Source organism: Streptomyces sp. NPDC034037, from assembly GCF_055575715.1.
In genome coordinates this window covers 569,316-582,703 of sequence record NZ_JBVISC010000003.1, presented here as the reverse complement: position 1 = coordinate 582,703, position 13,388 = coordinate 569,316, and the positions used below count along the sequence as shown (strand labels likewise).

At 70.6% G+C, this 13,388-nt stretch carries 11 protein-coding genes; 1 reads left to right on the top strand and 10 read right to left on the bottom strand.

Annotation, left to right across the window (positions count from 1 at the left end):
• Nucleotides 1–10: 10 nt before the first annotated feature.
• Nucleotides 11–1,468, top strand: a complete 1,458-nt coding sequence (locus tag ACZ516_RS13205; protein WP_469010474.1) for a glycoside hydrolase family 5 protein — start codon at nucleotides 11–13, stop codon at nucleotides 1,466–1,468.
• A gap of 34 nt (nucleotides 1,469–1,502) precedes the next feature.
• Here ACZ516_RS13205 and ACZ516_RS13200 read toward each other — a convergent pair whose 3' ends face one another.
• From ACZ516_RS13200 to ACZ516_RS13155, 10 genes are all read right to left on the bottom strand, one after another.
• Complete coding sequence (locus ACZ516_RS13200) at nucleotides 1,503–2,387, bottom strand: hypothetical protein (RefSeq protein WP_469010094.1); 885 nt, start codon at nucleotides 2,385–2,387, stop codon at nucleotides 1,503–1,505.
• A gap of 900 nt (nucleotides 2,388–3,287) precedes the next feature.
• Complete coding sequence (locus tag ACZ516_RS13195; protein WP_361081988.1) at nucleotides 3,288–3,482, bottom strand: hypothetical protein; 195 nt, start codon at nucleotides 3,480–3,482, stop codon at nucleotides 3,288–3,290.
• A gap of 128 nt (nucleotides 3,483–3,610) precedes the next feature.
• Nucleotides 3,611–4,831: a beta-ketoacyl-[acyl-carrier-protein] synthase family protein gene (locus ACZ516_RS13190; RefSeq protein WP_469010092.1), complete on the bottom strand. Its 1,221-nt coding sequence runs from the start codon at nucleotides 4,829–4,831 to the stop codon at nucleotides 3,611–3,613.
• Nucleotides 4,828–5,124 (bottom strand): acyl carrier protein, encoded by a 297-nt coding sequence (locus ACZ516_RS13185; RefSeq protein ID WP_361081992.1) that lies wholly within the window; start codon nucleotides 5,122–5,124, stop codon nucleotides 4,828–4,830. Before ACZ516_RS13185 ends, ACZ516_RS13190 begins: the two co-directional genes overlap by 4 nt.
• Before the next feature lie 29 nt (nucleotides 5,125–5,153).
• Complete coding sequence (locus tag ACZ516_RS13180; RefSeq protein WP_361081994.1) at nucleotides 5,154–6,692, bottom strand: ABC1 kinase family protein; 1,539 nt, start codon at nucleotides 6,690–6,692, stop codon at nucleotides 5,154–5,156.
• Nucleotides 6,689–7,144, bottom strand: a complete 456-nt coding sequence (locus ACZ516_RS13175; RefSeq protein WP_469010090.1) for a hypothetical protein — start codon at nucleotides 7,142–7,144, stop codon at nucleotides 6,689–6,691. Before ACZ516_RS13175 ends, ACZ516_RS13180 begins: the two co-directional genes overlap by 4 nt.
• 190 nt (nucleotides 7,145–7,334) lie before the next feature.
• Nucleotides 7,335–7,703 (bottom strand): hypothetical protein, encoded by a 369-nt coding sequence (locus ACZ516_RS13170; RefSeq protein ID WP_469010088.1) that lies wholly within the window; start codon nucleotides 7,701–7,703, stop codon nucleotides 7,335–7,337.
• A 114-nt stretch (nucleotides 7,704–7,817) separates the two neighbouring features.
• Nucleotides 7,818–9,578, bottom strand: coding sequence for a fatty acyl-AMP ligase (locus ACZ516_RS13165; RefSeq protein WP_469010086.1), 1,761 nt, complete (start codon nucleotides 9,576–9,578; stop codon nucleotides 7,818–7,820).
• Complete coding sequence (locus tag ACZ516_RS13160) at nucleotides 9,578–9,904, bottom strand: acyl carrier protein (RefSeq protein WP_469010084.1); 327 nt, start codon at nucleotides 9,902–9,904, stop codon at nucleotides 9,578–9,580. The genes ACZ516_RS13165 and ACZ516_RS13160 overlap by 1 nt, the downstream gene beginning before the upstream one ends.
• Before the next feature lie 64 nt (nucleotides 9,905–9,968).
• On the bottom strand, nucleotides 9,969–12,923 hold the full coding sequence (locus ACZ516_RS13155; protein ID WP_469010082.1) for an aldehyde dehydrogenase family protein: 2,955 nt from the start codon (nucleotides 12,921–12,923) through the stop codon (nucleotides 9,969–9,971).
• Nucleotides 12,924–13,388: the final 465 nt, after the last annotated feature.

The window sequence follows — 13,388 nt, the reverse complement described above, 5'->3', positions numbered from 1 at the left end:
CACCGCCCTCATGTCCGGCGCCGTCAGGGGGGCCGTTTCCGGTGGCGGGTCCGCAACCGCCCCCACCGCCGCCGGTATACCCCGCCTCACCGACGCCCGCGGCCGCACACTCACCCTGCGCGGCTGGAACGTCGAGGACAAGATCCATCACGGCCCGGACGCCCTCAGCGCGATCACCGAGCGGCACTTCGCCGACTTGCGGGCCAACGGCTTCAACTTCGCCCGCCTGCTGGTCTTCTGGGACGACCTGGAGCCGCGGCGCGGGCACTACAGCAAGTCCTACCTGCGCAAGATCCGACGCATCCTCGACTGGGCACGCGAGCACGGTGTCCACGTCGTCATCGATGCCCACCAGGACGTGTTCGGGCCCGCGTTCGGCCACCGCGGCATCCCCGCGTGGGCGACGCGGACCGACGGGCTGCCGTTCACCGCGCACCCCGAGGACTGGTTCGCCGAGTACTTCGAACCCGCCGTCCAGCGCGCCTTCACCCACCTCTACCAGGACGCCGACCTGCAACGCGCGCAGGCCCGCATGTGGCGCCTGCTGGCGGACCGCTTCGGCGGACACCCCGCGGTCTTTGGCTACGACCTGATCAACGAGCCGATGGGTGAGCTGCGTGCGGGCGAGGACCTGGCCAGTGCCGCACGCCGCATCGAGGCGACACAGCTCACCCCGATGTACCGCCGCCTCGCCGCCGCCATCCGCACCCGCGACCGCTCGAACCACTTGTTCATCGAGCCGACCCCGATCGTCGGCGAAGGCGTACCCACCGGCTTGGGAAGCGTCCCCGACGAACACCTCGTCTACGCCCCGCACTTCTACAACACCGCCATGGAGGCGGGCGCCGACTACGACCCGGCGGCCGGCTGGATCACGGCATACGAAAACGCCGTCACCACCTACCCGCGCAAGCACTCGATCCCCGTCGTGGTCGGCGAGTGGGGCCCGCTGAACAGCGGCCTGCCGAACATGCGCCGCTTCCACGACGACGCCCTCGCCTCCTTCACCCGCTACTCCTCGGGCTGGGCGGCCTACGTCTGGTGCTACGGCGGCGGCTACTGCGCCCTCGACCACGACGGCCGCTTCCGTACGAACAAGGAACGCACCGCCACGCCGTACGCCCCGGCAGTCGCAGGCACCGTGCGCGCCGACACCCACGACCCGGCCCGCGCGACATACCGCCTCGCCTACCGCTCGACACGCCGCCCCGGCACCACCGTGCTGTCCCTGCCACCGAGCACCACCGGCTGGCACATCAAGGTGTCGGGCCGCACGGCCCACCCCAGCACCCGAAGCGTGCCGCCCGGCCAGGCCCGACAGGTACGCGTACGGGCATCCGAGGCAACAGAGGTGAAGGTGACAGTAAGCCCGGCCTCCCGGACTGAGACCCGGGCCGCCCCAGTTCCCCAGTCCGACTTCGCGTGTCGTCACTGCCCTCGCCAGGACCCTGGCGCGCCGATCAGCTGAGGCACCTGGGGCCTGAGGCACGAGTCGCCCCGCCTCAGTCCGTGGCGGTCCACTGGGGCGCGGGGGAGGGGCCGGGGCGGGCGGTGATCGGCTCGCCCTTGGCCCAGTCGCGGTACTCCACCTGGAAGGACTCGTAACCGGTCGCTGTGTCGGCCGCCGAGGGCACCCGGGTCTTCAGGCTCTTGGGCAGGTCGCGTGCGGTGACGACCAACGTGAAGCGGACGGTGTCGCCGGGGCGGGCAGCCGCGTAAGGGCGGTAGAGGGCGCCGATGGCCGGGTCGGCGGCCAGGGCGCGCAGCGGGGTGCTGCCGGTGAGCGTGCGGGTGCCGCCGTCCTGCTCGGTGCGCACACCGGTGGCGTCGTCGAGGAGCGCCTCGATGTGGGCGGGCTGGGCCAGCCACCGGGTCTCCAGGGCGGCGTGGAGGTCGGCGTCGTCCTCGGCCGCCGCGGTCGCGTCGGGCTCGGTGCGGTATTCGCCGCCCGGGCCGGTCCCGGGCCCGGCCATCGCCTCGTGGGGAGTAATGGTGGCGCGGTCGCCGATCAGCACCACCTCCGGCGGATACCAGGGGTGGCCCTCGCCCCCGTCGTAGGCGACATGGGTCGCCGCCTTCGCGGTGTCGGCGTCGACCAGGTCGAGGCGCGCCTGGCCGTGGAACGAGTCGGACGCACCGAGTTCGCGTGCTTGGACGTCGACACCGACCCGCCGCTGGGCCAACATCGCGGAGCCGACGGTCTCGGCCCGGGAGCCGGCCGGTGCGGCGGCGGACGCCTGGGACCCGCCGTCCTTGCCGGGCCACCACAAGTGGGCGGCCAGGCCGCCCAGGGCGCCGACCACCAGGCCGACGACGACCGCCACCGCCACCGCCATCGCGCGACGGCGCGGCCGCGCGGACCGCCGCGGGGACTCTTCCTCGGACATGACCCAGCCCCCTTCAGCACCGCCCCGGCACGAGAAGCGCCGCGTCCCGTACACGGTAGGGCCGCCGGGGCGCACACCACGGCGCTTCACCGGATTCTTTGCGGGCCGGGCGAACGGACGCGGGAGCCGACCGCCGGACAGAGCGTCTTCGTCGACGACACTGCCGACTACCTCCAGCCGGCTGCCGAACCTACGATCTGCGTCGCACACTGCGGGTGCTGTGCCGCGGCGCCCCGAGCCACTCGGGAGCCCCGAGCGCGAGCGTTGTGACCTTGAGCGTGGCGGGCCCCCGGGGCGCGGATGGTGCGCCACCACGTGCCGTCCGCGTCCGGCCGACACGGTCGCCGTTGTGAGTCCCGTGACACTCTCGGCACAGCGCCTGCACGTTGCGGCCCACGTCTTCACCGCCCATGGCGAGGAGCTGCGGTCAGATCTGGACCGGGACCACCGAACGCCTGCCGGTATGTGCCCGACCGTGTGGTCTCGCTGCCGGACGGGCTCGGGCTGTGTGGGGGTGGGGGTTCGCAGGTGGAGGTGGCCGGAGGGTTCGTCGGGGGCGGAGTTGGTTCGGGGCTGGGTGTGCTGGGGGGTGAGGGCGGTGTGGACGTGGTGGCTGGGGGAGTGGCCGAGGGAGGGGCTGCGGACGGTCGGCCCGGGGCGGTGGCGGTGGCGGTGACGGTGCGTGGTCGGTGGGCGGGGGTGGGCGGCAGGGGGGTGTCGGTGCGGGGCGGAGGGCCGGGGAGGTACACGTCGATGTCGACGGAGCCGGGGGGAGGCGGCGCGGGGGCGGGGGCCGGCGGTGGTGCGCAGCCGGAGGCGACCAGCGCCGCGCCGAAGAGGAGCTTGGAAAGCATGGACGGTACGCGCATGGCGTGACTCCTTCTGTCCCGGTTGAACGGATCACCGCTGGCAGACCGTCGGGAGGGCCGTGGCCTGGAGGGTGTGGATGAACACACTCAGGGAGTTGAAGAAGTGCTCGACGATGTGCCACACGGCCTTGATGGCGTGGGCGAGCTCGGTGGGGGCGGTGGTGATGACGTACAGCAGGATGATCAGCACCAGCCAGAACAGGAGGCTGCGGGGACGGCTCAGCATGAAGGTCCTCCTGCCTTGTGCCGCGCGGTTCTCCTCGGCCCGGTTCCCCTTGGGCCAGGGCCACTGCGGGCAGGGCCTGTGCGTCGCAGGCAACGGGGTGGACCGAGCCGTCCGATGTGACCGTGTGCCTACGGGGCGGCGAGTACGAGGACGGCATTGTGTCCGCCGAAACCGAAGGAGTTGCTCAAGGCTGTCCGTAGCCGGGCGGGCCTGGGCGCGCCGTGGACGATGTCGAGGTCGAAGGCCGGGTCCTGGTTCGCGTGGTTCGCGGTGGGCGGGATGAGCTGGCGTTCGAGGGTGAGAGCGGTGATGGCGGCCTCAATGGCTCCGGCCGCGGCGATGGCGTGCCCCCAAGTGCCCTTGTTGGCGGTGACTGGCGCCGGTGTGCCGAAGACGGTGCGCAGGGACCGGCATTCGGCTGCGTCATTGAGGGGGGTGCTGGTGCCATGTGCGTTGATGTGGTCGATTTCCTCGGGGGCCAGGCCCGCGTCCTTGAGGGCGGTGCGCATCGCCTCGACCGCGCCGCGTCCGTCCTTGGGCGGCGCGGTGGGGTGGTACGCGTCGCAGGTGGCGCCGTATCCGGCGAGCAGGGCGTGGGTCCGCGCGCCGCGGGCCCGGGCGTGCGCCTGTGTTTCCAGGACCAGCAGGGCCGCGCCCTCGGCGAGGACGAATCCGTCGCGTTCGACGTCGAAGGGGCGGGAGGCCCCGGCGGGATCGTGGACGCGTTTGGACAGTGCGCCGAGTTGGGAGAAGCCCGCTGAGGAGATGCGGTTGCAGACCGACTCGGTGCCTCCGGCGACGGCGATGTCACAGGCGCCGGAGCGCAGCAGCATGAGGGCGGTGCCCAGGGCGGTGGCCCCGGACGCGCAGGCGGTGCTGGTGGACAGGCCCGGGCCGCGGGCGTGGAGGTCGATGGCCACTTCGCCTGCCGCCATGTTGGGGATGCTGCGGGGGATCATCAGGGGAGAGACGGCGCGTATCCGGTTCGCGGCGACTTTGACGACCTCGCTCTCCAGACGGTCGAAACTCGCGGTGCCGACGCCGATGACCACGGCGACGCGCGTTCCGTCCCAGGTTTCCGGGTCGAGGCCGGCGTCTGCGGCCGCCTCACGGGCGGCGATGAGCGCCATCTGGGTGAAGCGGTCCAGACGTAACGCAAGACGGGGGGTCAGCCTGCCCGGCGCGTCGAGATCCGTCACGTGGCAGGAGAAATCGACCGGCATTCCCTCCAGAGCGGGATCGGCCGACGCGGAGGGTTTGCCGGACAACAGGCCGTTCCAGGAGCCCTCCGTGCCGACGGCACAGGGGGTGACCATGCCGATACCCGTGATGGCTGCCGCCTGCGTCACGACGTGGTCTCCCTCTCCTGCGCGAGTGCGGTGGTCGTCTGCGGTGCCTGCGCGGCGGGGTGACCGGTGGCGCCGAGCTCCGTGAGGTGGGCACTGGCTTCGGCGAGGGTCGACTGCGGGGTGATGTCGGTGGGTTCGCGGCCGGTCCGCTCCTCGTAGATGACGGTGAGTTCCAACAGGGCCAGCGAATCCAGACCCAGGTCCTCGAAAGTGGCGTCCGGGCTGAGCGTGTCGGCAGGCACGCCCAACCCCTGGACCAGGCATTGCACGAGGGTGTCGCAGAGTTGGGCCATGAGTGCTCCTTCAGCGGTTGGGGCGGTCTTCAGGTGTGGCGGCGGGCACGGCTGTGGGCCCACCACCCCAGGGCGCCGGCTGCGAGGAGCCGGCGCGTCACATAGCGGATCCGCTCGTCCACGTTGTTCTCCACCAGAGAGATCCGGCCCGGCTGGACGGGCGCGGCCTGGAAGGTCAGGTCGCCCTGCGCGAGGGCACGGGTGATGGTGCGCAGTTCCCCGGGCAGGGACGCGGAGGCCGCGAGCAGCTGCACCAGGTGGGTGGCGAGCTGCTCCTCACCGACCGCTTCGCAGGCGTAGGAGAAGAGGATGTCGCGCATGTTCTGGACGAAGACATCGGTGACGGAGAGTTCCGGGGCCAGATAGCGGACCGACCCTTCGGCGTTGGCGAAGGATTTGGCGAGTATCGAGATCATGGGGCTGGTCTGGATGCCGCGCCGCGTGGAGCACTTCAGGACGTGGCCGAGGGCTGCGCCGAAGTTGAGCTGTTCCAGGGAGGCCGCGTGGATCTTGGGCACCAGGGCGGCCAGGTCCTGGCCGAACCCCGCGATGTCCGCCCACTGGGTCGCGCGCCCCATCTCCAGCCAGCCGCCCACCACCGTCGGTCCGTCGTTGCGTGCCAGGCCGAGCAGGATGAGCACCACGCTCATGCTCAGCCGACGGTCGATGTGCCCGACCATGCCCCAGTCGATGAGCGTGGTCGGCCCGCCCGGGCAGACGAAGATGTTCCCGGGGTGCGGGTCGGCATGGAAGCGGCGGTCGGTGAAGTAGCCGTGGTACATGAAGGTGAGCAGGCTGGTGCCGATGGCGGCGCGTTCGTCTTCCTTGAAGGCGGTGGGGTCCGCGTCGCGGATGCTGGTGCCCGGGGCCAGACTCTGGATGAGGACGCGGGGCGTGGCGTGGAGGACGTCGGGCACGCACAGGTTGTCGAAGCCGGCCACCGACCGGCGGGCGTGGTCCATGTTGGCGGCCTCGAGGGTGAAGTCGCACTCGGGGCGCATGGCGTCGAAGACGACGTCCAACATGGCTTCCAGGTCGATGGCCATGTTGAAGTACGGGGCGCGTCCGGCGCCCCACCGAGCGGCCATCTTGATCATGCGCATGTCCTCGCTGACGATCTCCCGGACGCCCGGACGCTGTACCTTCACCACGACCGGTTCGCCGGATGCCAGCCGCGCGCTGTAGGCCTGGGCGAGCGAGGCGGCGCCCAGTGGCCGGGCCACGTCGAAGTCCCGGAACCGACGGGCCCAGCCGGGGCCCAGCTCCGCTTCCAGGACCGGTCGCATGGCAGCGAAGGGCAGGACCGATGCCTGATCGTGGAGGCTCTCCAGTTCGGTGGCCAGCGCCTGGGGGATCAGGTCCTGACGGGTGGAGAGAATCTGCCCGATCTTGATGTACAGCGGGCCGAGCCTTTCGAGGGACCGGCGGATGTCCACGGCGCGCCGCCGGGCGCGGTCCGCCGAAGGGTCGTCGTCGTTCCGGGGCGGTGTGTCGCGCCGCCGCGGCAGCTCGCGCGCGGCGAGTTGTCCCACCACCTTGAGCAGAAGCCGCGCGCGTGCCCGGCTCACGTCCACTGCCCAGGGCGATGCCCGTCAGAAGGGGACCGGGTATCGCTCTGGAGGCAGCAGGGCGGAGCCGTCTGCGGCGTCCGGTGTCGGTCGACGTCGCAGTGCGGCTGGCTGGAGCAGGTGTGGGGTGTGCTCCGGTACGGGGTGGAGCTGCCCTGCGGGTCTGCGCCGAGGAGGCTCCGCTGTATCTGATCCAGCCACGAGCCCAGTCGGCCGGCGCTCAGAGAGACGGCCTGCAGCAGCGTGTCGATCGTCAGATCCTTGCCCGTCGAGGCATCGGTCGCCCGGAACCGCCGGCCGTCGCGCAGATCGGTGATCAGTTCATGAAGACACAGCCGGTGACCGGTTTCGGCGTCGAACAGTTCGCCGTGGGCGCGGTAGACCTCGCGCTGACCGGTGGGCGTGGCCGGCGGGGTGGCGCGGCCCCGGTCTGAATCCTCGTGAAGGTGCACAGGCTCTCCCGGGCATGGCCGAAGGCACCGTGGCCCCGGCGGACGGTGGGGGTCTGTCGGCAACGCTTCCCGGCGGGATGGCCGGGCCGTCAGGCATATGGGTGGCGGCCGTGTACCGGCTCGCGGCCCGGGTGCTCGCAACGGCCGGAGCCGCTGCGAGCACCCAGCCCTACTTCGAGTGCACGCAGCCCTACTTCGAGGTGGTGGAGGACTTGCCCGCCGCCTCGGAGGAGGAGTCCTTCTCCATCAGGTCACCGAGCCGGCGCAGTTCGTCGCGCAGACCCGCGAGCTGGTCCTCCAGGCCTTCGGTGCGCTCGTCGCCGTACCCGTCGGCGTCGCGGCGGCCACGGCGCTCACGGCGGTCATGGTCGTCAGTGTACCGGTCGGGGGCCCGGCGGCCGCGGCGGTCCCGGTCGTCGGGGCGCAGGGCCCGGCTCATGGAGGCGCGGGTGTCACGCTCGACGTCGCCGAGGGAGTCGGTGATGTCGACGAGAAGGTCCTTGGTGTCTTCTATGACGTCGCGGAGGTAGCGTGACATGCCCTTGCGCTGTTGCGTCATGGTGTGCCGTCCTTCTGTTCGGTTGTACGGACCTGGGGAACCGGACTTCGCGGCGATCGGTCGTCCGCGGTTCGAGTGGGTCGCCGGAGCGCTGCAGTCCGGTCGTCGGTGCTGCTATTCGGGCCGCGCGGTGCGCGGTACGGGATCGGGAGCGCCGGGCACGAGGGCGGCGATGTCGGCGTGCACGTCTGCGAAGAGCGGGCGCACCCGTCGGGCCGTGAGGTCTTCCCGCATCAGGGTGCGTTGGGTCTTCCCGCTGGTGGTGCGGGGCACGGTGTTGCGCGGTACGAGGATGAGGCTGACGGGGACGCCGATCGCGTCGCTCACGGCCCGCTTGACGCACCCGGACAGCTCTTCGTGGCCGAGACCGGCGAGCTTGCGGTCGTCGACCTCCTGGACGAGGACGACATGCTCGCGGCCCAGATCAACGCCGAACGCCGCACCCGCTCCCGCGGCTGGGTGCGCGCCCCGCCCGGCCTCCTCGATGTCCTGGGGGTAGAGATTGCGGCCGTTGACGATGATGATCTCCTTCAGACGCCCCGTGACGAAGAGCTCACCCTTCTGAAGGAACCCCAGGTCGCCGGTGCGCAGGAAGGGACCGCCCCCGCCTTCGAGACGGGCCTGGAAGGTGTGGCGGGTCGCTGCCTCGTGGCGCCAGTAGCCCTGGGCCACGCTGGGGCCGGCCAGCCAGATTTCCCCCACCTTTCCATCGCCGAGCTCGCCATGGGTATCGGGGTCCACGATGCGCAGATCCACGCCGGTGGCGCGCCCACTGGAAGCCAGCTCGACTCCGGAGGGCCTGTGCGCGGGGGTCGCTTGATGGCGTTCCAGGCTCACGGGGTCGAAGCGCCGGATACGCGGCCCCCGGCCGCGCTGCGTCCCGGTGACGAGGACGGTCGACTCGGCCAGACCGTACGCCGGGGCCCAGGCCCGCGGGCTGAACCCGATCGGTCCGAGTCGCTCGACGGCCTTGCGGAGAGTGCTGACGCGTACCGGTTCGGCGCCGTTGAGCGCCCACTCCAGACAGGAGAGGTCGAGTCCTTCGATCTGCTCGTCGCGGGTGGCGCGCAGCAGCCATTCGAAGGCGAAGTTGGGGGCCATGGTGAAGGCGGCCCTGTACTGGCTGATCATCTGCAACCAGATCAGGGGCCGCGCGACGAAGGTGAGGGGGGAGGCGATCACCATGTTGCCGCCCCCGTACACGGGTTGCAGGAGCTGACCGACCAGTCCCATGTCGTGGTAGTGCGGCAACCAGCCTGCTCCCGTGCCGTCCTCCGGTGCGCGGATGATGGTGTTGATCTGCGCCGAGTTGTGCAGCAGGTTCCCGTGGGAGATGACGACGCCGTGCGGTTCGCCCGTCGAGCCGGAGGTGTACTGCAGGTAGGCGATGGTGTCCTTGTCCGTGTACGGCGGGGCCCAGTCGTCGCCGGAGGGCAACTGGGCGGCGTCGGTGGCCAGACAGCGCACCTTGTCGTGCAGACCGATGACGCGCAGCCAGGACCGCAGGGCCTCCACGTTGGCGGTGTCGGTGAGGACGAGCCGGGCATCGGTGTCATGGATGATCTTCTCGGCCCGCTCCAGCGCGCGCGGGTCCGTGGCCGGCAGCGGACTGGGGATCGCCATGGAGCGTGCGTAGAGGCAGCCGAAGAAGGCGCCCAGGAACTCCAACCCCGCCGGATAGAGCAGGAGCACGGCCTGGTCGGTCGTCCCGGCCTCCCCCAGGTGGGCCGCGAGGGACCGGGCACGGCGGTCCAGCGCCGCGAACGTCAGGCGCCCGGTTTCCACCGGACCGCTGCTGTGGTGGTCCACGAAGGCGAACCAACGGGCGTCGCCGTGGCGTTCGGCCTGCGCCCGCAGGCACTGCGCGAAGCTCATCACCGCTCCGTTCCCGACGTCTCGAACGTCACGGAGTGGGCCGGGGCCGACGAGGCCGGGGCGTCGGTGCGCCGCAGCGCCGCGGACTCCAGGGCTCGCTCGATGTAGGTGACGGCGTCGCAGACCGTCCGCAACTCCCAGGCGTCCTCGTCACTGATGGTGACACCGAAGGCGTCCTCCGCCCGCACGACGATCTGCACCATGCGCAAGGAGTCGAGTCCGAGATCGGCGACGAACGCCATGTTCTCGTCGAAACGGTCGACAGGCACGTCGGTGACGTCCTGGATGAGGTCGTGCAGGGCCCGCACGATGTCTTCCCTGGTCATGGCCGGTTCCCTTCTCCGCCTTCGTCCCTGCTTGCCGTACTCCTGTGTCGTGCCGTGCCCGGGATCAGTCCGGGCGGACGGCATCCGGGTTCCAGGCGACGGGGAGGGCCTCCATCCCGCGTTCGAACTGGCCGGGCCTCCAGTGCACGTCGCCGGCGAGACGCAGCTCGGGCAGGCGCCGCAGGAGGGTGCTGATGGCGGTCTCGGCCGTCAGCCTGCCGATCTGCGCTCCGAGGCAGTAGTGCACGCCGTGGCCGTAGGCCAAGTGGTGGTTGGGGCTGCGGCGCAGGTCCAGTTCGTCGGGGTCGGTGAAGTGGGCTTCGTCGCGGTTGGCGGAGCCGAGAGAGACGATCAGCGATTCATTGGCGGGGATGGTGACCCCGCTGAACTCGACGGGCTCCAGGGTGCCGCGCCAACTGGTGAAGGTCAGCGGGCTGTTGTAGCGCAGCAGCTCATCCGTCGCGCTGGAGATCAGCTCGGGCTCGGCTCGCAACAACTCCATCTGCTCGGGGTGGGTCAGCAGGGTGTGCATGCTGTTGCCGATGCTGTTGATGCTGGGGTCCTGCCCGGCCACCAGCATGAGCAGGAACATGCCCTGTAGCTCGTCCTCAGTGATCAGGCGCTCCTCGTCACAGGCGCGGACCAGCAGGGACAGCAGATCGTCGCCAGGCCGCCGGCGCTTGTCGGCGAGGATGTCCCCCATCATCTGGTCGGCCTGGTAGGTCAGCGCGCGGAAGTAGGGGACGGTGGTGTTCCAGTCCACCAGCCGCCACGTCAGGGAGCGCAGCAGGGGCAGGTCGGGGACGGGTGCGCCGAGGACGGAGAACAGGACGTGTGCCCCGAGCGGGTAGGCGACCTCGGCCATGAGGTCCCCGTGGCCGCGGGCAGCCATCCTGTCGATGCGTTCGTTGACGATCTCGGAGATCCGGGTGTGCCATTCCTTCTGGCGTTGCGGGGTGAACAGCGGTGCCATCAGCCGCCGCAGTTCCCCGTGGCGCGGGTCGTCGGTGTCCAGGAGGTGGGTGAACAGACGCTCACGCAGCTCCTCGGGCCACTCGCCGCCCCACAGGATGCCGGCCGGAGTGCGTTTGCTGTCACAGCTGATCCGCTTGTCCCGGTGGGCCAGGCGTACGTCGTCGTACCGGGTGAGCAGCCATCCGACGCCGTCCGGGGTCAGGATCCGGCTCACCGGCCGGTTCTGGCGCAACCACCGGAGGGTGGGGTGCGGGTCCTGTTGGAAGCGCGGGGTGAAGGGGGCGGGCAGGCCGCCCGGGAGGTCCGCCGGGGGCCACCCGGCGGGGTGGGTCCCGGCGCCCCGCACGGCGGGCCGGGCCGGCAGGACGAAGCGCGCGCGCTTGTCCGTCCGGTCGAGGCTCTCGGTGAGCGCCGCGGAGGGCGAGACGTCCCGGGCGACCGAGACCGTCTGGAGGTGGCTGGTGCGCAGCATCGGATAGTTGGCCTCGCCGAACGGGCCACCGCTGAGTCCGGTGCCCCCGTGGTTGGACAGGTAGGGCCCCGACGTCAGATGGGAGTCGTTGACACGCAGCTGGCCGTAGCCGGTGGTGCGGCCGAGGAACTCCGTGACGACGCGGTCGTCCTCGGCCCACAAGGAGCAGCGCAACCCGTACGCGTTGGTGCCGGCGAAGTCCAGGACCTCGTCCAGGAGCGGCTCGTCCTCCTCGGGGGCGGGCACCACCACCGTCAGCAGCGGGAAGAAGGTCTCCTGGCACACCGAGCGGAGCTGGCAGGCCCGGGCGAAGCCGTCCACGCGCACCACGGCCGGCTCAAGGAAGATGCCGGTGTCCCGCTCCTCGCCGTGCACATCCAGGTGCCGTCCCCCGATGATGATCCGGGCACCCCGCTGCCGGGCGTCGGCGAGCGCGGCGTCGTACCCCGCTGCGCTGGGGGTGGGCACCAGGACGACCTCGGGGTCGTCGGGGTACCCCGGGCGCAGGGCACGGACAGCCTGCGACAGCCGGTCCAGCAGAGCGTCGGCGATCGCGGGGTGCGCGACGACGATGTTAGGCGCGCAGCAGATCTGTCCGGACGCGTAAAACGATTCTGCAACTGCCTCCGTCGCGTACTCCAGGTCAGCGTCCCGCCAGACGATCACCACGTCGTTGCCGGCCAGTTCGAGTACCGGCTTCTTGCCGCGCTCCAGGCAGTCACGTTGCAGGCGCAGCCCACGAGTGCTGTCACCGAAGTAGAAGATGTCGTCGACCAGCGGGCTGGCCAGCCACGCTGCGAGGGTCGCCCCCGGCTCCGTGCACAGCGCCGAAAGGGTCCCCGGTGGCGCGCCGAGTTGCTCCAGGACCGGTGCGGCCACGCGCTGCACGAGGTACATCGCGGCCAGGGGCGCCTGCCGGGACAGCCGGACGACCACACTGTTGCCCGCGATCAGTGACTGAAGCGCCGCACCGACACTGATCAGAGGAGTGTTCTGGGGTGGCTGGACGCAGACGACGCCGTCGGGTCGGCGGCGTAGGGTGAGGCGTCGGCCGTCCTCACGCACGTCTGTGAGCATCTGCCCGGCACACCATCGCGTGGTCTGGGGTCCGAAGAACGCCAGCAGGTTGGAAACCTCGGAGGTGGCGAGCCGCAGCGGGTGCCCCTCTCCCACCAGCAGTTCGATGAGCTGGGGGACGTGCTCCTGGATGCTTGCCCTGAACCGCTCGGCGAACTCCAGGCGACTGCCGAACGGCACGGCGGCCCAGAGCGGGGCGGCCTCCGACGCGGCCAGCAACGCCGCTTCCATCAACTCCGGCCGGGCCAGCGCACACCGGCCCAGTACTACCTCCGGGCACTCCTCGACCGACATCTTCTGCTGGTCGAGCGACCTCTTGTACGCGGTGGCTCCCAGCGGATCATCGATCAACGCGGTGGCACGGACCGAGTAGGTCCAGGCGCTCTCGCCCTGGACCTCCCGGCCTGCAGCGTAGGAGCCGAAACTGTAGGGGCTCGGGGCCGCCGCTTCGGACGGCGCGGCGGAAGAGGTCGTGCGGTCTGCCGAGATGGTCATGCGGTACCACCTTCATGTTCGGCCAGGCGACATTCCGTCGCGGACACACGCAAGGACTGGAATGGAGAGGGGTGTGCACAGGAAATCCGGCGGCAAGGGGCCTTGGCGGGCAACGCGACGCCCATCGAAAAATTAACGGCCACTGTTGCCTACCGGAAGGCGGTCATCCGCCATTTCGCTTCGGAGGTCACCAACTCAGTGTTGAATCAGAGGTCCTGGCTGGCCCGGGCATGATTCTACTGATAGGTCCATTGATCTATCCGCCCACCACGGGGGAGGCATGTGAAAGTCGCATCCTGAAGTGACGGCCTGAACTTGCTTTTTCCCGGCCCGGTACGGACCAGGCTTCCGGCAGGCGGCATATGCCGATGAGAAGGCGCAGAATTACGTCACGGCCGTAGAAATCCCATCGTCTTCGGCGGTGTTGGCCTGGGCATCTCGGCTGATCCAGCAGGACGGCCGTCT